The sequence below is a fragment of the Pseudoalteromonas sp. NZS127_1 genome (assembly GCF_015864295.1).
GTDB lineage: Bacteria > Pseudomonadota > Gammaproteobacteria > Enterobacterales > Alteromonadaceae > Pseudoalteromonas > Pseudoalteromonas arctica.
Map to the genome: position 1 here is coordinate 43,478 of NZ_JADYXO010000013.1, position 21,109 is coordinate 64,586.

15 protein-coding genes are annotated in these 21,109 nt (G+C 39.5%); 4 read left to right on the forward strand and 11 right to left on the reverse strand.

Annotated elements, in window-relative coordinates; translation table 11 throughout:
• Positions 1–2: 2 nt before the first annotated feature.
• From I6F50_RS12780 to I6F50_RS12805, 6 genes are all read right to left on the reverse strand, one after another.
• Positions 3–1,232 carry an alanine--glyoxylate aminotransferase family protein gene (locus I6F50_RS12780; protein WP_165740673.1) on the reverse strand — a complete coding sequence of 410 codons (1,230 nt, stop codon included), beginning with the start codon at positions 1,230–1,232 and terminating at the stop codon, positions 3–5.
• A 3-nt stretch (positions 1,233–1,235) separates the two neighbouring features.
• Positions 1,236–2,060: a sulfite exporter TauE/SafE family protein gene (locus I6F50_RS12785; RefSeq protein WP_166420396.1), complete on the reverse strand. Its 825-nt coding sequence runs from the start codon at positions 2,058–2,060 to the stop codon at positions 1,236–1,238.
• Positions 2,048–3,649 carry a gamma-glutamyltransferase family protein gene (locus I6F50_RS12790; RefSeq protein WP_165740671.1) on the reverse strand — a complete coding sequence of 534 codons (1,602 nt, stop codon included), beginning with the start codon at positions 3,647–3,649 and terminating at the stop codon, positions 2,048–2,050. The genes I6F50_RS12785 and I6F50_RS12790 overlap by 13 nt, the downstream gene beginning before the upstream one ends.
• Positions 3,646–4,851 (reverse strand): amidase family protein, encoded by a 1,206-nt coding sequence (locus I6F50_RS12795; protein ID WP_165729004.1) that lies wholly within the window; start codon positions 4,849–4,851, stop codon positions 3,646–3,648. Before I6F50_RS12795 ends, I6F50_RS12790 begins: the two co-directional genes overlap by 4 nt.
• A gap of 337 nt (positions 4,852–5,188) precedes the next feature.
• Positions 5,189–5,671 carry a putative 4-hydroxy-4-methyl-2-oxoglutarate aldolase gene (locus I6F50_RS12800; RefSeq protein WP_165740670.1) on the reverse strand — a complete coding sequence of 161 codons (483 nt, stop codon included), beginning with the start codon at positions 5,669–5,671 and terminating at the stop codon, positions 5,189–5,191.
• A gap of 3 nt (positions 5,672–5,674) precedes the next feature.
• Complete coding sequence (locus tag I6F50_RS12805; RefSeq protein WP_004334664.1) at positions 5,675–6,328, reverse strand: TetR/AcrR family transcriptional regulator; 654 nt, start codon at positions 6,326–6,328, stop codon at positions 5,675–5,677.
• Positions 6,329–6,508: 180 nt separating this feature from the next.
• On the opposite strand from I6F50_RS12805, the gene yddG reads away from it, so the two are divergent.
• Positions 6,509–7,417, forward strand: a complete 909-nt coding sequence (yddG, locus tag I6F50_RS12810; protein ID WP_165740669.1) for an aromatic amino acid DMT transporter YddG — start codon at positions 6,509–6,511, stop codon at positions 7,415–7,417.
• Between the two features lie 123 nt (positions 7,418–7,540).
• Here the strand turns inward: yddG and I6F50_RS12815 are convergent, their stop codons facing one another.
• Positions 7,541–9,097, reverse strand: coding sequence for a PepSY domain-containing protein (locus tag I6F50_RS12815; protein WP_197176433.1), 1,557 nt, complete (start codon positions 9,095–9,097; stop codon positions 7,541–7,543).
• 674 nt (positions 9,098–9,771) lie between these two features.
• Here I6F50_RS12815 and I6F50_RS12820 point away from each other — a divergent pair.
• Positions 9,772–11,820 (forward strand): TonB-dependent receptor, encoded by a 2,049-nt coding sequence (locus I6F50_RS12820; protein ID WP_165739936.1) that lies wholly within the window; start codon positions 9,772–9,774, stop codon positions 11,818–11,820.
• A 115-nt stretch (positions 11,821–11,935) separates the two neighbouring features.
• Here I6F50_RS12820 and I6F50_RS12825 read toward each other — a convergent pair whose 3' ends face one another.
• Positions 11,936–12,616, reverse strand: coding sequence for a LytTR family DNA-binding domain-containing protein (locus tag I6F50_RS12825; protein ID WP_197142653.1), 681 nt, complete (start codon positions 12,614–12,616; stop codon positions 11,936–11,938).
• Positions 12,610–14,118 (reverse strand): sensor histidine kinase, encoded by a 1,509-nt coding sequence (locus I6F50_RS12830; protein WP_165739940.1) that lies wholly within the window; start codon positions 14,116–14,118, stop codon positions 12,610–12,612. The genes I6F50_RS12825 and I6F50_RS12830 overlap by 7 nt, the downstream gene beginning before the upstream one ends.
• A 343-nt stretch (positions 14,119–14,461) precedes the next feature.
• On the opposite strand from I6F50_RS12830, the gene I6F50_RS12835 reads away from it, so the two are divergent.
• Both I6F50_RS12835 and I6F50_RS12840 read left to right on the forward strand, forming a co-directional pair.
• Positions 14,462–15,325, forward strand: coding sequence for an ABC transporter ATP-binding protein (locus I6F50_RS12835; RefSeq protein WP_165728998.1), 864 nt, complete (start codon positions 14,462–14,464; stop codon positions 15,323–15,325).
• The gene (locus tag I6F50_RS12840) at positions 15,319–18,474 is read left to right on the forward strand and encodes a M1 family metallopeptidase (RefSeq protein WP_165739942.1); all 3,156 of its coding nucleotides are present in this window, start codon (positions 15,319–15,321) and stop codon (positions 18,472–18,474) included. The genes I6F50_RS12835 and I6F50_RS12840 overlap by 7 nt, the downstream gene beginning before the upstream one ends.
• Before the next feature lie 72 nt (positions 18,475–18,546).
• On the opposite strand, the gene I6F50_RS12845 is transcribed toward I6F50_RS12840, so the two are convergent.
• The gene (locus I6F50_RS12845) at positions 18,547–19,062 is read right to left on the reverse strand and encodes an ankyrin repeat domain-containing protein (RefSeq protein ID WP_165739943.1); all 516 of its coding nucleotides are present in this window, start codon (positions 19,060–19,062) and stop codon (positions 18,547–18,549) included.
• Positions 19,063–19,196: 134 nt separating this feature from the next.
• Entirely contained in the window at positions 19,197–20,723 is a 1,527-nt protein-coding gene (locus I6F50_RS12850) for a catalase (protein ID WP_165739945.1), read from the reverse strand.
• Positions 20,724–21,109 lie beyond the last annotated feature (386 nt).

Sequence of the window (21,109 nt, forward strand, 5' to 3'; positions counted from 1 at the left end):
TTTTATTTATAGTGAGTGAGGGCGGCAATGGCGGCTTCGCCTTTAGGACCTTTGTAACCGTTGGCATGCAAGCAAGCGTCTAGGCTGGCAAGTGTTTGTAGTACGGTATCTTTTCGGGCGTTGTAGCCCATAGTGCCAATACGCCAAATTTTGCCATGAAGTGGTCCAAACGAGGTGCCAATTTCTATTCCAAAATCGGTTAGCATTTGCCCGCGTACGTGATCGGCATTAATGCCCTCGGGTATATAAACACCCAGTACGTTGTTCATTTTATGCGTTAAATCGCCAAATACATTTAAGCCCAGTGCTTGAATGCCGGTTAGCATGGCATCGCCATGTAATTTGTGGCGCGCTACGCAGTTATCCACGCCTTCTTCAATGACTATGCGGGCGCATTCTGAGGCGCAGTACAGCATGCTGGTGGCTTCGGTATGATGATTTAGGCGCTCTTCCCCCCAGTAATTCATGATCATACCTAAATCAAAATAGTTAGAGCGCACAAAGGGTTCTGTGCCATCGGTATGATCGGCAGTGCGAATGCCTGCTTCTACCTTTTTACGTTTTTGGATCCACTCGGCGCATTTGTCGCTTAGTGTTAATGGCGCTGATCCAGAAGGACCGCCTAAACACTTTTGTAGGCCAACAGAAAGTGCATCGAGTTTCCACTCATCGGCAGGAAGTTCGTTACCCACAATAGATGCGGTGGCATCGCAATAAAATAGTACATCGTGCTTTTGGCAAATATCGCCAATATGCTCAAGAGGTTGGTTCATGGTGGTGGATGTATCGCCCTGTACCATAGCAAGCACATGGGGTTTTACATCAACAATGGCTTTTTCGATCTGTTCTGGCGTAAACACTTCGCCCCACGGTACTTCTATTGTGTGCACCTTTGCGCCAACGCGTTCTGCTATTTCAGCAAGTAGGTGGCCAAAGCGCCCCATAATTGGCACTAGTACTTTATCGCCTGGGCGTAAAATTGAGCATAATACGGCTTCAATACCTGCGCGCGATGTGCCATCTATTAGCATGGTCCATTCGTTTTTAGTTTTAAAAATTTCGCGGTAACGTGCCATGGTTTCGTTCATAAAATCGGTCATTACTGGGTCGTATTGACCTATAAGCTGCGCCGACATAGCACGTAAAACACGAGGATCTGCATTAATAGGGCCTGGTCCCATTAATAAACGCTGTGGTGGGTTTAAGGTTTGAACTTGCGTGTTATTAAACATATTTTAGGCTCCCAGAGTCTGAATGAGCATGCGAATGCCGGTTATCATTAAGACAACGGCAAAAGCGCGTTTTAGTTGTTTTTGATCCAGCTTGCTACCAATTTTTACGCCAATAGGCGCAAATAAAATAGTCAGCGGAATAATAAGAAAAAAGGCAGGGAGGTTAACTAACCCCCACGTACCTAGGGGAGCATCGGTTGGCGTTGTGCCAATACTTAATAAGGTAATAACACCTGGTAGCGCAATCAATAAACCAAAAACGGCCGCAGTTCCTACTGCAACATGGGCGCGTACATTAAATGCGTTTAGCATAGGTACGCCAATAGTACCGCCGCCTATGCCAATCATTACCGACAAACCACCTACAATACTTGCCATAACGCCTTGACCAAATTTACCTGGCAGTTGTTTTACAAGCGCGGGTGCGCCGGCTCTAAATAACATATTAAGGCTTACCAAAATGGCAATGCAGGCAAACATGAGCACTAATGCGTTACCGCGAACGGAATGAGCAATAATACTACCGACTACCGCCATAACTAATATAAACGGTGCCCAGTATTTTATTAGCGCAAGGTCAATATTTCCTTTGCTATGATGCGAGCGAATAGATGAAAGCGAAGTAGGTACTATGGTTGCAAGTGATGTGGCGGTGGCTATCATCATTGCCGACTCTGGGCTTACGCCAAAACCTTGCAGTAAAAAATACAGCACAGGTACGATAACAATACCGCCGCCTACACCAAAAAGTCCTGCTAAAATTCCGGCAAAAATACCGGTTGCTATTAAGGCCGCTACTATTGGCCATTGGTTTATTATTTCTGACATTGTGTTCCTGCTGTAGTTACTGTTGCACGTCCATCTGAACGAGGATCTGTTGCAGCTTCAAGGCTTGTAGGTGTATCTAAAATAGCCCCAGCGTGCCCCATCATTTCGCTATTATTATCAACGCTTACCCAATCGTGGTCACGTTGATTTAATTCATGTTCTATATGAAAAACTAACCCCTTTTCAATTTTTAAATTTGTACTTGTATCGCCCCATGTGCGTCCAAGTAACCAACGAGGGTCGCTAATTGCTTGTTTTATTGATTTATTTCGCCATGCGTAGCCTGCAAAAACAGCGGCTTGGGTTTGTGGTTGCCCTTCACCGCCCATTGTTCCGTAAGCAAGTCGACGACCATCGCTAAACTTTGCCATTGCTGGGTTAAGTGTATGAGCCGGCTTTTTATTTGGCGCAAGGGCGTTAATATTGTTACTCGCATCAATATCTTCATTGTTTAAACTAAAGCTTAAACCTCGGTTATTCCACACAAAGCCGCCTTCGCTCATTAGTATTCCGCTGCCAAATTCCCAGTAAATACTTTGAATAAAGCTTACTAATTGCCCGTTTTTATCTTTTGCAGCCATCCACACTGTATCGCCAGGCTCTGCGTTAAATGACCATTGTTTGGCTTTACTCATATCAATATTGTTAGCAAGTTCGCTTAAGCGCTCATCGGTTAGTGCGTTTTTATAATCATCCCCTAACACATTAGGATCAGCCCAAAGGGTAGGGCGATGCGTAAAGCTTTGTTTAGTTGCCTCAACAATTAAGTGCGTCCAGTCGGCATCGGTTTTAGCTAAATGCTTTAACTTATTTACGGCACCAATTATTTGTAGTGAATGCACGCCCTGTGTTGGCGCGGGTAAGTTGTAGCAATCAATACCTGATAAGTTAGCATTTAGCGCAGTAACGACCTCGGCTTTTGTATTTGCAATATCACCTGCGGTGATTGAGCTGCCTGCTTTTGCTAAGTCGGCGGCAAATGAGTTAGCAAGTGCGCCTTCATAAAATGCGTTTAAACCATGTTTTGCTAAGTATTCAAACGTTGCAGCAAGTTTAGGGTTTTTAAAATGTTGACCTGCTTGTAAGGGCTTGCCATTGGGTATGTAGAGGTTTTTAAACGCGTTATTAGTATTGTTAGCAGCGGCTAGCTTTTCGCAGCCTGCTTGCAAGCTTTTTGTTACGGTAAAACCCTCGCGAGCAAGCTCAATAGCGGGCGCTAAAATGTTTAACAGTGGTAGTGCTGCGTGCTCATCTAGTTCAAGCGCCTTTTGCCAACCGCGAATTGTACCCGCTTGAGTTAGTGCGCTTAATCCGCCGCGCTCTGGTATTTGCGTGAGCGGGTTATACGCCGTTGTATTAGTTGCTGCGCGGCCGCAGGCATCAATAGCAGTGGGCGTTTTTTGGTTTGGGTTATCGATAAGCCAAAAGCTGTCGCCACCAATTGAGTTCATATGTGGATACACAACGCTAATCGCAGCGGCAGCCGCTACCATAGCCTCGGTAGCTGTACCGCCTTGTTTTAGTATATTTATACCCGCCTCTGTTGCCGAAAAATGAGACGCGGTAAATGCAATATTGTGTGTGGTCATGCCGGTGTGTCCTGTTTAAAGTGTTCAGCTAGGTGCTTAACGCAAGCAAGTAGGCTTTTATCGTTACCGTGGGTCATCATTAATGAAAAACCATAAGGATGATCATTTGCTAAATCAGCCAGCGGTAAATGCACTTGCGCTGAGCCACTAAGTCCTGCAATTGCCGAAAGCGTAATAATTTGCATACGTAAGGCGCTTGTGTCGGCGCCTAATTTAGGTGCAGTTGTAGGGGTGGTGGGTAAAAATAAGCAGCTGTGCTTGTTTAAGTTTTTAGCGACGATTACTTGCCATTCGTGCTGTATTTTTAACGCCTCTTGTTCTTCTTGCTTGGTTAAAGCCAGTGCCATTTTAAAACGAGCCGCAATTGCTGGCGCAAAATGAGAAAGCTGATCTGGGAGTTCTAGCCAGTCTCGGTGCGTTTTAGCAATCGCACGACCTTGTAATATTCTAAAGGTATCGGCAAGCTCACTTAGCAGGCTGCTTTTGGGGAGCTTAAAATCGATATGATGATTAAAATAAGGTTTGGTTTTTTCTAAAAGCTTACCCAGTGGTGCTTGTAAAGAGGGGTCAACGAGTTCAAAGAGTGCTTCGCAAATAACCAGCGTATTTACTTTATTAATAGCTTGTTGTGGTAATAATACATCGCTAACGCTGCTTAATAGCTCAGCGCTTTGGGTAAGCCAACCTATGGTATCAAAAGGGGGAGCCAACGGTATTAGGCCGTCTTTTTCAATCACGTTATGGCTTGGCCTTATGCCATATAAACCACAATAGCTGGCGGGTATTCTAATTGAGCCGCCAGTGTCGGTACCTAAGCCAATATCGGCTAAGTTAGCAGCCACGGCTGCTGCCGAACCCATACTCGAACCACCGCAAGCATGCCCTTTTAATTTAGGATTTTGCGCAGCGCCATAATGTATATTATTACCCTCTAAGCTATAAGCCAGTTCGTCTGTGTGGGTAAAGCCTATAAAGTTACAACCAGCGGTCATGAGCTTATTAACCGAGCTTGCCGTACTTTGAGCCGGTTTAGCTGTTTTAAACCAATGTGGGTTGCCTGCGCTGTTACGCTCGCCTTTAATAGCAAATACATCTTTTACCACAAGGCGCTTATTAATAAGTGTGCCTTGGTAATGTGTTTGCCATGCTTTAGGACCATGGTCACAAAAAATACCGGTCGTATTATTATTTTTGGTACTCATATCACCACTCGTTATAAAAAATCTGACTAAGCAGTCCAGATTTAGGGTGATTAAAAAGACAGATTAATTTTTATTATTTTTCAGCCCACTGCGTAACATCTTGTTTTTATTTTACAGAGCCTGATCCGCTTTTTAATCGGTTAGCTTATTATATTGTTTAAAACCTAAGCAAGAGGAATGCCATAAATTAAAATCCTGTCCAACTGGTCAGGTTTTGATGGGTTGTGTGAGGTTTATAAATGTGGGCTGTAAAAATAATGGCATTGAAATGAGCTAAAACAGACCAATTTGGTGCGCAGGTGCACCAAGTTGGCTGTTATTTATATGGTTTTGAGTGCTAAATAAGGGGCGTTTTACTGATGATTAAACCATTAATATCGGCGTAAACCCAATCGTTAGGTTCAATAGTGGTGCTAAGCATGGTAACAGCTTGGTTTTTATCACCAAAGCCGCGTTTTAAGGTACTACGCGGTGTAGAGCCTAGCGCCATTACAGGTAAGTTCATCGTGGCAAGTATTTCAATATCTCGGCAACAGCCATTTATTATTACGCCTTCCCAGCCATTACTTAAGGCACGCTCAGCCATAATATCGCCTATGAACGCAAAGCGTTTGCTCGCAAACCCGTTTATAACTAATACTTTACCTTCACCATTTTCATGCAATATATCGGCGGCAAAAGAGTTGTCTTCTGGGCAGGTAACGGTAACTACTTTGCCATAAAACGTGGTTTTTTTACCAAAGTGGTAAAGGCCGCTGTCTGCTACTTGTACGTTATCGCGATGATCGTCAAATAAATCGGGTGTAGTAAAGGATGTCATGGGTTAAGTCTCACTTTGCTCAGGTATTTTAAGACCAATACCTTTTAAAATTATGTGGGCAATTGACTGCGTAATTTGTGCCACATCGGTTTCGTCGTACTCTAATTTGTTCATTACAAGTAAAACCTCAGCCTGAAAGTCGGCGTAATATTGCGTGGTAGACCAAATAGTAAAGAGCAAATGGTACGGGTCAACCTTATCCATTTTATCTGCGTCCATCCATGCTTGAAGTACATCAACCTTTTGTTTAACCCAAGGGCGGGTATTGGTTCTAAAGTAGTTTTGTAAATAGGGTGCACCGCGCAGTATTTCACTGGCAAATAAGCGAGATTGCATTGGCTGATTTACGGCCAGTATTACTTTGCTTTTAATATAGTTATAAAGCACGGTAGCTGGATCGTCGTTAATTGTGACGTTATCAAGCCCTAAGTTCCAATTAGCTATTATGCGGTCAATCACAGACTCGTACAGACCATCTTTACTTTTAAAGTAATACAAAATATTAGCTTTTGGCACCTGCGCTTCTTTAGCAACCATGCTCATACTTGCTCCGTCGTAACCTAATTGCGAAAACAATTGCTCGGCGGCATCTAAAATTAGTTTTTGGTTTTTCTCGCGTGTAACTTCTTTTTTATTTGGCTTTATTTGTGTGGTCATTATAGAGTTTGCGTGTTTAACGTATTGATTGATTGTAGCTTTACTGACCAAAAGGTCAATTACTAAAAAGGTGAATGTTAAAAACAGGCGAGAGGTTTAAGCTATTAACTTTAATTGTTTAATTAAATAATTACTGTTAGTTTAGTTTCAAATTTACGAGTAGTACTTTTGGGTTGGCAAATGGATTTTATAAGCAAAAATAAATATACACTATATGGAGTCGCTGCAATATTACTGTGGAGTTGCTTAGTTGCATTACTACGGGATATTTCTGAGTTGTTTAGCCCCATTGGTGGTGCTGCGGCTATGTATTCTGTCAGTGCGATATTTTTAATTTTGGTTATGGGAGTGCCCAAGTTTAGTGGTTTTTCGAAACGCTACTTGGTAGTAGGTACTTTATTATTTGTATCGTACGAAATTTGTTTGGCGCTTTCTATTGGTATGGCAAATAGTCGTCATCAGGCAATGGAAATGGCGGTTATTAATTATTTATGGCCCACGCTAACAATATTGCTCTCTATTATTATTGGGCGCAAAAAAGTAAGTTACTGGGTTTACCCAAGCATGATTATTGCTTTTTTAGGCGTTGCTTGGTGTATTACGGGCGATCAAGAAATGTCACTCGATACGCTTGTTACTAACTTTGCTGATAATCCTGCTACTTACCTAATGGCATTAGCTGCAGCGTTTATATGGGCTATTTATTGCGTAGTAACGCAAAAGCTGAGTAATGGTAAAAATGCCATTACGTTATTTTTTACTGTTACGGCAATTAGTTTGTGGGCGCAATATGGTTTTAGTAATGAAGCGCCATTAACGTTTTCACTCAGCTCAAGCATGACGTTATTATTAGCTGGTGTAGTCGTGGGGAGCGGTTATGCACTGTGGAATCAAGCTATTATTGGCGGTAACTTAATGCTGTTGGGCACGCTTTCGTACTTTACACCGGTGTTTTCTAGTATTATTTCGGCGTTGTATTTATCTATTACGCTGAGTGCTTCGTTTTGGCAAGGGGTTGTACTGGTAACAGTGGGCTCGCTAATTTGCTACTTTGTAACGCGAGAAAAGCCTAAACGCACAGTAAACTAATCTACTTTAGTTAACTCTTTTAAGGTGCTGATATTTAATGGTTTAATGGTTTAATGGTTTTATATTTTAAATCTAAATTTATACCTTTAATGAGGCGTGCAATACGCCTCATTAAGTTTTTCTTTATAATTTTGCAGGTATAACTGCATAGCTTACTGATTTATTTCTAACTTTTTTTGCACAATAATAAAATATTAATGCAAATACTGCAGCGCTAATATCAACAAAACCGCTTTGATAATATTTTAAAAAATCATCAGCTAATAAAGCCTGTATAAGTGTTGAAACTCCCATACCAGCAGATAAAAGTGTAATACCCATTAAGCCCCAATAGCTAGCGTGGTGAGTTCCTTTAAAAAAGGTATAAGCAACAAAGGCAAAAAATACCAAATAGTAACTATAGAGATAGCTGTAATTTGCGTTACCCATATATTGGTTAGTCCATTTAGCTTGTAATAAAGTGGCAACCATTGCAATCATTGACCCTAAGCAAACACCAATTGTTAAATTTGCCATAAATCGTGTACTTCGTTTGTTGGCATCTTGTTTAAAGCGCTTGTCTAGCCATAATAAGTTACCAGAGTAAAATAAGAATGCGCCAAGTAGCCCCATAACAAAATACCCCCAACGTCCCCATTCACCTCCATAAGTACCAAAGTGAAGTGAAAAGAAACTTCCTACTATATTACCCCAAACACCATCATCTCCTTGCGGATAGCTTGAGTTAAGTACTTCTAATGTATAGGGGTGTAAGAATAAGTAGTCGGTATCAGGTCCGCGAACGACAGCGCTGCTATTACTCATTTTTAATGTTGCTGTCGGACTGTTTGTATTTAAACGACTAAATGTAATGTGAATTGGCTCATAACCTGGGGCGTAGTTTTTTGCCGCTAGGAGCTGCTTATTTATGCTTGGTAAGTTTGCAATATGATAATTATGTGCTGCTGGGGCAGGTCGTTGAAAAAAGGATTTATCGTCATAAAATGCTGATAGACCATCATAAACCAGATCATGAAATGCAAATACCACCACAGTAAACGCTATAATTAAATGAAAAGGCAAGCTGGCGATCCCAACTAAATTATGACTATCGAGCCAAAAGCGACTGGCGCCTTTTTCTTTTCGAATCGCAAAAAAGGTTTTTACAAGCGTAGGTAGTAAAATAATTACGCCAGACACCAATGCTAAAAAGTACAGCGCAGATGCTATACCGAGTATATATACGCCTGATTGGTCGTGCCCAATTTCGCCTGCAAACCCTGCGGTTCGATGTAAGTAATCTATTAAATCTGCAAGTTTATTCTCACTTTGTTGCTGTATTACAAGATCATTTTGCTGGTTTAGATAGAGTACCTGTAATTGATTATCAAGTTTCATCCCGCGCTCTTTACCTTGGCTATACCAAGATAGTGGCGCTTGATTTGTTAATAAATCGAGAGAAAAACCATTACCCATTTGCTCAGGGTACTTAGTTATTGCTTGATCAACTAATATTTGGTGATTGTTAGTGTGTGGTTTAGTCACTGGTGCACTGGCGGGGTTTGCCCACTGTGCTAATTCGTGTTTAAACATGGTTAAACTACCAGCATAAAAACCTATAAAAAGTACTAAACCTGCAATTATTCCTGTCCATGTATGCACGCCTTGGTAGGTACGCAAAATATCGGCTCTTACTCTCATAGCCAATTCCTTAAAATTATAAATAGACTATATAGCGTTATATTTAAGCCCCCAAGTGTCAGCCAAGCATTTTTTGCTGAACTAAACAGGTAGGTGAAGCTAAAAATAGTTAACCATAAAATGGGTATCATCCACATATTAAATTGCACTTTGTCGGGCGCATCTATGCCTCCCGCTCCGTACCATGCAAAAAAAGCAACGAGAATAAACGCTAGCGCTAGCCCTAAAAAACAACCAGCCAAACTTTTGCCAAGCCAAGTTGGTTTTATTTTTTGCCTTTGTGCAGATGACATTATTTTACTTCCTTGTGTTTAATCAGGCTTACGATCGGAATTATTATTAAAGCGAGCATTATCATTAAAATGATAAAAAATACGGCTGCCGCATTAGAAAAAGCATATAAGGCTAATGGTATTGCAATAACAAAAAGGATAAATGCGAGCTTGCGCCAGCTTTTGTTAATGGGTTTGCTTAGAAGTCGTTGGTGGCGGTTACTAAGATAAAACAGGGATGTAGCAGTAAATAAAATAAGAGAAAGGGTAAGTTGCAACATAAATTAAAACACTTATTAATGATGTTGCTATTCTAAATGATAACTAAACTCAATTGCAACAAGTGTGTGTTTGTGCTATTTTTTCGAAAAATAAAACAACTATCCATAAAAGGAAATAACTGTGGTAGCTTCATTTAAGCCTAATAAACTTTCACTACTGATTACAAGCTCTTTGTTATTGGCTCAAAGTAATGCATTTGCTGATGAAACAAGTCGAGAATCAATAGATACAATTATTGTAACAGGCGAAAAAATCGAAAGGTCACTCAAAGATACGATTACATCGGTTGCAGTGGTAGATAAGTCACTATTAGAAAATGGACAACTAGGTTCGGTTTCAGAAGCTTTGGCAGAAATGGCAAATGTAGTGGTACTTACTGGAGCCGTGCCAGATATGCGCGGTGTGTCGGGTAATGGTGGTGCAACAGGTTTTAACTCATTTAGTGGAGGCTCTAAAGCAAGAGTATCAACGCTTGTTGATGGTGTAAGTCAGCCATTTGTAGCTGATTTAACCGGTGATACAGGTTTGTGGGATATAGATCAAATAGCGGTATACCGTGGACCGCAGTCAACTAGCAATGGTCGTAATAGCATTGGTGGTGCAGTTTATATGACAACCAAAGCACCAACACAAGATTTTGAAGGTGCTGTACGCGTTGGGTATAGAAATCAAGATAGTTACCTTGATACAGCCGCTGTTGTTTCGGGGGCTTTAATTGAGGATGTACTAGCATTTCGTTTATCTACTCAATATGTAAATGGTGAAACCTTTAGCAACCCAACGATACATGAAACCAATCCAACAGATAAAAACTTAAATCAGCTTAATACCAGTAGTACGCGTGCAAAATTACTGTATACCCCAACGACCGATTTAGCTGTACAGCTAACTTACTCTACCTACAGTGAAGAGGGTAATACAGGTCGTAAGTACTTTGAAGGTGATGAACCGTTTGATTATGTGCCTTTATTTCAGCGCGATATGGATACCCAGTCAGACACGACTCAGGTAAATATTGATTATAAAATAAATGATAACTTTTCGTTCGATATACTACTCGCATATATGGATTATGAATGGGGCTTTGAAGCATATGAGGCACTTGCCAGTGCGGAGTCTGATATTTCTATGGATGAAAAAAATATCACAATTGATAGTAAATTAAACTTTGGCTTAAATAGTGATTTTTATTCGGGCTTTGTAGGTATTGCTTATTTTGACCGTGAACAAGACTTTAAAAGCGTTGGTGCAACCAATTATTTTGGTGACGATAGTAGTGACTCTAAAGCAATTTATGGCGAAACAAGCTTTGAGTTAACAAATGAGCTTACGTTAACAGCGGGGCTGCGAGTTGAGCGTGAAGAACAACTTCGTAATTTTGATATGGCTTTTGGTGGCAGCAGATTAGTTGAGCAATTAGATAATTCTAATACGATAAAACTACCTACGGTAGCTGTTCAATATAAAGTAACTAATAACACTACCTTATCGGCAAGTGCTCGTCGTGGTTATAACGCTGGTGGTGGTGCCTTAGATTTTGCTGCACAAGAATACTATTACTACGAGCAAGAATCAGTAAATACCTATGAAGTAGGCTCGCGTAGCGTACTAAATAATGGTGATTTAAATATTAGTGCTAATATTTTTTACAATAACTTTAATGGTTATCAAGCTTTAAGCTCAAGTCGAAAAATCACTAATATTGACGATGCGCATAGCTATGGCTTAGAACTTGAAGCATATAGCATGCTAGGTGAGCAATGGCAGTTACATGCAGGGCTAGGTTTATTAAAAACTAAAATAGATGAATCAGCGACTTATTCAGATGCAGTGGGTAACGAATTAAACTCAGCACCAGAGCTAACTGCAAGTTTAGGTTTATCGCATTGGTTTACAGATAGCTTAAAGTTAAATGTGAGCGCTAATTATGTAGACGATTACTATGGCGATTTAACTAATACAGAAGAGCGTGTTGCCGGAGGTTATACAATTACGCGTGCAACAATAAGCTATAATAGCGATCATTGGTTGGTGAGTGCTTTTATTAATAATGCATTAGATGAAGAAGCATTTACGTCAGTTGAGCCTGCAAGTGGTCGTTACCCAACGGGTTATGTTGCGGTAGTGAATCCTCAAACGTTAGGTGCTTCAGTAACGTATCGTTTTTAACGTGCTTCTAAAATAATGAATTGGAAATTGTAACGCTACTTTTTAAAGGTAAAATAATTTAAAGCCCTAAAGCATTAGGGCTTTTAAATAAAGGGGAACTTTAACCGAGCTTAAATTAAATAATGTCGCGCACTTGTTGTTTAAATGACTTGCCAATTTTAACTGACACGCCTGATGCTAGTTGAACGCTTTCATTACTTAACGCAACAACTTTATTTTTGTTAATAACGTAAGATTTGTGGACTTGAATAAATGAAGTATCAAGCTCTTGCAATATGTATTTGAGAGTACTGCTTGCAAGTAATGCTTTTTCACCTTGCCATACTTTTACATAATTTCCATACGCTTCAAACATGTCTATGTCGCTTAATTGAATTTTATGTTTTTTACGATCGATTTTAAGCGTAATAGTCAGAGGTGCCTTGGAATTTAGCGTTATGTGTTTTCTTTTTTTCCGTACTTTATTGAGTGCTTGTTCAAGGCGTTGCGCAGAGACTGGTTTTAGTAGGTAGTCAGTTACGTCAAGTTCAAAACCGGCTAAAGCATATTCTTGATACGCACTAATAATAATCACTTGTGGTCGATTCGCGAGCACTTTTAGTAATGCAATGCCCGATAGTTCGGGCATGTTTATGTCTAAAAATAACAAATCAATAGATGATGTGGCTAAAGCACATAATGCATCTTTAGCGTTAAGGTATTGTCCGCTTATATTAATATCTTTATGGGCACTTAAATGATGCAGTATAACGTCATGCGCGAGCGGCTCGTCATCAACAATTATTGTGTTTAGCATGCAGCCAGCTCCAATTTAAGTGTGGTTTGCCAAAGGTTTTTATTTTCATTAATAATTAATGTGTGCTTATTTGGATATAAAAGAGTCAACCTACGGCGTAAATTGTTAAGTCCCATCCCATGCTCTGAATTGTTATTAGGTAGAATAGGGTTGGAGGAAAATAGCGTTAGTATGTTATCGGCCATGGTGATTTTAAACACAACCGTTACTTTTTGTGACGTGGGCTCTACACCATGCTTTATCGCGTTTTCTAAAATCATTATTAACAGTAGTGGCGAAATAAAATAGTGTTGTTGATATTCAGGCCATTGCACATCAAAGTTACAGCGCTCAGCACTTCGTAAACGCTGTAATGCAATAAAACCTTTTAAGTAATTGATTTCTTTTTCTAAACTCACCTGTGCTTTTTGACCTTCGTAAACACTGTAACGCAGTAAATTAGCTAATTGCATAACAAGATCTGGTGCATTATCTGCTTTTTTTAATGTCAGCGCGTAAAGGTTGTTTAATGTATTAAATAAAAAATGAGGGTTAATTTGCTGCTGAAGTAGCTTTAGCTCTGTTTTTGTTTGTTGCTGAGCAATGTTGCTAATTTGAACGTGTTGTTGCTGTCGTTCAAACGCTAAAATAATCGGTGTGCTTATAGCCAAAAATAAAAATACAAACTGATAATTTTCAGGGCAGAAAATATTATTATTACCACCAGGTGTTAAGTTAGCAATGCCTGCAGGTAAATCGTTAATAGGTAACAGTAGCAAGCACGATGTTAATACAGGTGTAAGTGCAACGAGGCTTATTAAACTTGCAAACAAAAACATCAGTACACCATGATAGGTTAATACGTAGCGTATTAATAAATATCTATTTAATAAATACACTCCATATACTAATCCGGCAGAAACAGTAATTTGCCAAAGATAACCCAAAAAAGTATCAAACTGTGTGAATACTTTATAAACGTCAATAACAGGCTCAACAGGCTGGTTTAACATAGGATCAGTGTGCGTATTGAGTATGCTTGATGTAACAATTGCCCAACCTAAAAGTACTATAAATACGACTGTATCAAGTGAAAACAAGGATTTAAGCCATTTATTACTCAACACATTGTTATTTTTACTAGTGCGTTTAGTAATAAGCCATATACCACTTGCAGATGCGCACAATACCCAACATTGTGCATCAAGGTATTGCCATTGCGAAAAGTTAAGAAGCTGGTTATTAAATACTAGCAAGAGAGATGGATAGGCTAAAAAGCCTGACAGCCAAACTATGATTGCGGGTGTAAGTAATAAACGATATGCAAACGCATGGGCAATAAAAAAGGGAATACACTGTAAAAAAAGTTGAATGTTAATAGCCAGATATTGGCTCGTTGAATCCATATGTGATGACAAAAAGCGTATATGAGAGTCGAGCATAATAGCAGCAATTAGCGGTAAAAAAATTATTAGCTGGGTAATGCTAAAGCGTTGCCATATTGGTGTATTGGCTTGCTGCATATGTGACTCCATTTTTATTATAGTTTCTGAGCGGGTACGCTCAGATAAAATTGTCTTTTTATTTTAAACATTACCTTTGCACAATTCACTACGCTGAGCGCGCTAGTTTATCCATAAAACTGTTTCAATCATAATTTATTTTTAAAATAATTATTTCATTTCATAGGGTTAGTAACCGTTTTAAGCACACTAGTCCGTTTATTTAAATGATGAAAGGTCATATTTAAATGACCAACGTTACTTTTTTATGTTCATCATTTATTTCAAGACGTTAACCATTGTTTTCTCGCTTGTATTGACTTGTTTTCTTAAGCTGGTGCTATACCAATTAAGGAAGAAACTAATGCTTACACTGAAAAATATTAACAAAAAATACGCAGATGGTACGCAGGCTTTGAATGATGTGACGATCACTCTACCCGCCGGTATGGTTGGTCTACTTGGCCCAAATGGGGCGGGTAAATCAACACTTATGCGCACACTCGCGTGTTTACAAAATGCCGACTCCGGACATATTAATTTTAATGGCCTTGATGTAATTAGCCAACCAGATGCGCTTAGATCGCAGCTAGGCTATTTACCACAATATTTTGGTGTGTATCCCAATATGAGTTGTCGAGCGTTACTTGAGCATATTGCCGTATTAAAAGGTATAGATGGTAATGCACGCAAAAACCAAATTAATAGTTTACTTGAACTAACCAATTTGACTCAGTTTGCTAATAAAAAGGTCGTTAATTTTTCGGGAGGAATGAAGCAGCGTTTTGGTGTGGCTCAGGCTTTGTTAGGTAACCCAAAGCTAATTATTATGGATGAACCCACTGCTGGGCTTGATCCCGTGGAGCGAGAAAGTTTAAACAATTTACTCGTTAGTATTAGTCAAAATAGGTTGGTATTGTTATCGACCCATATTGTTGAAGATGTAGAAAATTTATGTCACTACGTGGCCATTATAGATCAAGGAGCACTCATACAAAGCGGTGACGTAAAAGAGTTACTAGTTCCTTTAGAAGGTAAGATTTGGCAGCTCGAAAGTTTACCTACGGGCATACCAACTCAGCATGTATTAAGTAAGAGCCATCGCTATGGTAGAGCGTCATTTCGTGTGTATGCAGACACAGCGCCTGCACACAATGCAATAAATTCGCCCGCTACGCTTCAAGACAAGTACTTTTTTGCACTTAATGAAGGAAGTCAAACATGTTAATTTTTAATGAGTGGCGATATGCAGTGCGCCAACCACTTGTTTGGCTGTGCATTATTATACCTTTGGTATTTGCGGTTATGTTGTCCTCTGGGCTTGCAGCAGTTGAAGTTGATTCGTTAAAACAATTTAAGTTAAATATTACAATGCTACAAATGATGCAGTTACCTGTGCTTGTAGGAGTATTGGCACCCGTTATATTTTTACGAGATCAGCACGCGTCAATGCAGGAGCTTATTTATGCTACGCAAACTAGTTTATTTAAGCGCAGTTTAGCAAGAGTATGCTTACTGATTTTCTTGGTTTTTATTATCAGCTTAATTAGCGATTTAGTAATGATATACATGCATGTAAGGCAATTGGGCTATATACCAAATGTGGTTTATTTTACTGTATTTAATAGCTTTTTAGTATTGTTACCAAATAGCTGCTTTTTAGTTGTTATTGCCTTTTTTGTTTGCCATAAATCAGCTAATTCATTACCCAATTATGTTGTTTTTACGGTGTTGTGGATAGGCTACATAATGCTTGCAAGTATTACCGGAAATCCAATGCTTGCTGGAAGTAGTATTATAAGCAATCGCTTTTATACATTATTTGTTTGGCTTGACCCTTTTGCATACACTGCCGTAATAAACAGTTTAACCAATTCATTAGGGGCTTCATTTGCTATTAATCGCGTTGTTGTGAGTATGCTTGCTGTTGGTATTTTTTATATTACTTTTAGTAAAAATAAAAAACACACATTATTAAAGAGTAAAAAAACTAAAAATACTAACGAATACATTCGTTACAACACGTTAAAACCCGCTGAATATAAAACAGCGAGAGTCACGCAAAAGCCATTTTTGATGATGGCCAGTTTATACAAAACTACGCTGGTTAATTTGGTTTCACACCCTGTTACTTTACTGATTATTTTTGTTTGGCCGGTGATGGTTTTTAATAGTGTTGCCTCGTCGTCTGGTTATGTTGAACCAATGAGTGTTATGAGCACCACAAGCCTTGATGCAATTAGCTATTATGCATTTGATATGCAATTGTTGTTTGGCACTTTATTAATGGCTTTGTGGAGCTGGCAAGTAAGCTGCTTTGCTAAATACTATAATATAGCTGAGCTGATCGCTGCTACACCGCTCAAAACATATTACTTTTTAAACAGTCAGTTATTGGTCCTAGGTACTATGATATTGGTTTTTTTAACAATGAGCTTATTAGGGGCAAGTGCAGCTCAGTGGTTTTTACACAGTGCATATCAATTTGAAGTACATTTAACCATTTTATTTTTGATGGCAATTGTGCTTGCCATTATTGCGTGTGTATTTTTGTGTGTATTTAATTTGTGTCGTTCGCAGCTTATTGCGGGTTTGCTAATTGCTGTTATTTTACTGATCAAATTTACACCGATAATGACTTATCTTGGTCTTACGCATACATTGTGGAGTGTTGGTTGGACGCCTTTGCAGGCACCTGATAACTTTTGGGGTTATCGTGCAAGTATAAGTAGTTATTGGCCTTATATATCAGTTTGGTTAGTGGCGTGTATAAGTTTAGTTATAATTACGGGAGTTTTTAATCACCGAGGTGCCGGGTTGAGCCAAAGAGTAATGGGGGTTAAACATTTTTGGTTACTTATACCTTTACTTATCACTGTGGCGCTATTTACTCAATTACATTTAAGACTGGTTGAGGAGAAGCCTTTAACCAACTCGCATAAACGCGAGGCATTTAAAGCACAATACGAAAAAGCATTCTCACAATGGCGCAATGTAGCACAGCCAAGCATTATGCACATTGATGCTAATGTAGACTTTTATCCGCATCAGCAGCAAGCTCATTTTTCCTTAATATATACCTTAAAAAACACCCATCAAGCCCCTATTAAAGAGATATTGGTTGGGCGCTCTGGTTTTTATAAATGGGCCGATATTGAAATCGATGGCGCGCAAAGGGCTAAAAGCTTTCCCTTGCTTAATCAAGCTGTGTTTAAGTTTGAGAATGAAATGCAGCCAGGAGAAATACGTAAACTAGTTACACGGTTTGATGTTCATCAAGCTAAGCTTTGGCCAGTAAGAGGCCATCAGATAATAACCCCTGAATTTAGCTATATACGATCAGTGCCTTTATTGCCGACTGTTGGCTATCAAGGTAATTATGAATTAACCGATCCGATACTTCGTCAGCAACACGCACTTAAAGTGAAGTCGGTTATTAGACCCACGAAGCTATTTGCTAAAACGGTGAAAGCAAGTACTCATTACCAGTGGCTTACTATGTCGAGTAAAGTGAGTACAACAAGTGGTTATCAGGTTATAACCCAAGGAGAGGAAATATCACGTACCAGCAAAGATGACCGCGAAATATTTCATTTTGAGACTCGTGCACCCATAAATGCAATCCCAGCTTGGGTGACGGTGCCTTATTCCCCTGTTACCAAGCAGCAAAATGGCGTGATGTTAAACGTGTTTGCTAAAGATAAAAACGAGCCAGCACGAGCGGAGTCTATAGCTATAAACCTCAGCGCAATGGGCGATACAATAAAATGGCTTAATAATATAAGCCCTTATAGAGCAAAACAATTGAGTTTAATAGGCTCGCCTAGTGTTGGTGCTACAGGTTATGCATTGCCGCAACTTATACTTATTGAAGACAGTGTTGGTTTTAGATCAAAGCCAAGCGCTAATGCAGGCTTTGATCAACGCTATCGCCGTGCAGTTCACGAAACCGCTCATCAATGGTTTGGCCATGATATTGGTAATGGGGTACTTTCAGATAGCGCTTTTTTAGTGGAGTCTATGGCAAAGTATATTGAGCTTGTTGTTATAGAGCAGCGTTATGGGAAAGCGACAATGCAAGCGCTGGTTGAGTATGAAACAACACGCTACGAGCAAAGTATGTTGATGAACATAAAGGAGCGATCAGCCTTAGTTGATGCTACACAAAGCTTTGACCAATATTCGCAAGCAACTATTGTCTTTGCTAAGCTACGCGCTGCTATTGGGGATGAACCCATTATTAATGCGCTCAAGTTGGTTTGGGAAAATCATGGTTATCCAAACAGTCCCGCCAATTCTATGGATTTTATACGAGCATTAAAACATGAAGCTGGAAAAGAACAAGAAAGCTTAATAAACACACTGTTTTTAGAGTAAGTACGTTTAATTTGAACATATATTTAGTAAATCAAAAGCCCTAAAGTTTTAGGGCTTTTTGTTGCGTGCAGTTTATTTTGCATTATTTACCTGCGCTAGTAACTCTATAACTTTTTGTTGACCAAATGTTTGTGCAAATTGCTCGGCTGTTTGACCGGCTTTGTTTTGATGCGCGTTATCGCAATCAAGTGATACGAGTGTTTTTGCAATACTAAATTCACCTCTGAATATAGCGGCCATAAGTGCTGTGTTACCCCGGTTATCTTCCATGCAAGCATTAGCGCCTAAGTGTAAAAGCGTGTTTACCGTGTTTTTATTACCGTGATAAGTGGCAATCATTAATGCGGTGTAACCTTTATTGTTGTAACTGTCGATAGGAATACCGGCATCTACAAATTGCTCTATTACAGCTGTGTCGTTTGTACGTGCTGCGGCAAAGTAATAAGCAAATAAGCTTTGGTATTGTGTTTTTGCAGAATGTTGGCTTTCAACTTGCGTACTGGGTGTTTGTGTACTTGGGGTATTTTGAGCGTAAACGCTACTGGTAAAGCTCAGTAGTAGAGCGACTATAATTAATAAATTACGCATAACAATTGTCTCTTATAAAAAGAGGAAGGGGGTTATCCCTTCCTCATAATTGTGGTTGCTTATATAGCTGCTTGCTTAGTTGGGACTAATTTTTACAACTGATTACTTACAGCTAGTTAATTACAACTAGCTACTTACAAGTTAGCGGCTAGTTGTTTAACCATTTTAAGGTCGCCGTTTACAGCTTTAGTTAAGCGTGTACCGTACTCAGTATCAGCTTTGTAAAAGTGGCTAAGCATTTTGTGTTTAACACTGCTGTTTTGCACTTTACCTAAATCGCCTGCTAGGTTATTAATTAGGTTTGTACGTTCTTGTTTGCTAAAACCACGGTATATAACACCTGCTTGCGCGAAGTTTTGCTGCTTTTTAATCGCGGCTTGTTGTACAAAGCCTTTAAGCTCTGTGTTACTTCTACGTGCAATTGGGTTTTCAGCTACGTTTTCTTGGCTTGGCTGGTAGTTCACATTGCTTGTTGTATTCCCGTAGTTCATTGCGCCGTCTTGGTTGTAGTTAACCACTTCAACTTTTGCACGGTTAATTGGCAATTGCTGGTGGTTAGCACCTAGGCGGTACATTTGTGTATCAGCGTAAGAAAACATACGACCTTGTAATAAGCGGTCTTCTGATGGCTCAATACCTGGAATAATGTTTGCCGGTGCCATTGCTACTTGTTCTGTAGATTGGAAGAAGTTAGTTGGCATACGGTTTAAGGTCATTGTTCCTACTTTAGTTTCTTTAATGTCTAACCACATTTTTGTTGCATCTAACGGGTTGTAATCAAAGTCATCAAGTTGCGACGGATCAAGCGTTTTAATGTACAGATCCCATTTTGGGAAATTGCCTCTGTTTATTTCAGTGTATAAATCTTGTGTTAAATGCTGAAAGTTTTGGCTTTGTACTTTTGCCACTTCTTTTGCGTCAAGGTTATCAATGCCTTGCTGGCTTACCCAATGAAACTTAACGTATTTAACATCACCCGATTTATTAATCATTTTGTATGCATGTACACCCCAACCGTCCATTTTACGAAGACTTGCTGGTGTACCGTAGTCGCTGTAAACCCACGTTAGCATTTGTGTAGAACCTGGTTCGTGTGAGAAAAAGTCAAATACACGGTTAGGATCTTGAATGTTATCAACCGGAGATGGTTTTAAAGAGTGAACCATGTCTGGAAATTTAATCGCATCACGAATAAAGAACACAGGTAAGTTATTACCTACTAAATCCCAGTTACCTTGGTCTGTGTAAAACTTAGTTGCAAAGCCACGTGGGTCACGCAGTGTTTCTGGGCTACCTTTTGAGTGAATTACTGATGAAAAGCGAACAAATACGTCTGTTTCTTTACCAGCTTGTGCAAACGGTGCTGCAATTGTTAAATCGTCTAGCTCTTTTGATGCTACAAACACACCGTGTGCGCCAGTACCACGAGCATGCACAACACGCTCAGGAATACGCTCACGTGCAAAGCGTTGTAGTTTTTGAATTAGTTGCACGTCTTCTAGTAATACACTGCCACGTTCGCCTGCAGTAATTGAATTTTGGTTGTCGCCAACAGCTGCGCCGTTATCTTTAGTAAGTGTTGTTGCTGCGCTTGCCGGTAATGCCATTGCAAGTGCTAGTGCAGTTAGTGTTAATTTTGTTTTGTTTATTTGAGTATTCATTGTCGACCTCATCTATTTAAAAGTGCCGGCAGTGGTGCAGGCTGTTAATCTGTTAACGATAGTATTGACTTTATTAACTTCGGTAAAACTGATTAATTAGATTGATGTGATTTGTAAAACAGATGAAATAAATTAACAGGAGCACTTTTTACGTTAACGGAATTTTTTTACTACGACCTTGGTCGCAATATGCTTTTATAAAGTTGATTAAATACAAAGGTTTTTAGTTTTATCTGAGTGTATTTTCACCAAGCTGGTGCGTTTTATACTTACAGTGTGTTGACATATTCGTGCAATAAAGGGAATATGCTCAATCGGTGGGCTTATGCTCATTATTGAGTTGCACTAAAAAGCTGCACAATATTAATCGCGCTTAACTCGTTATA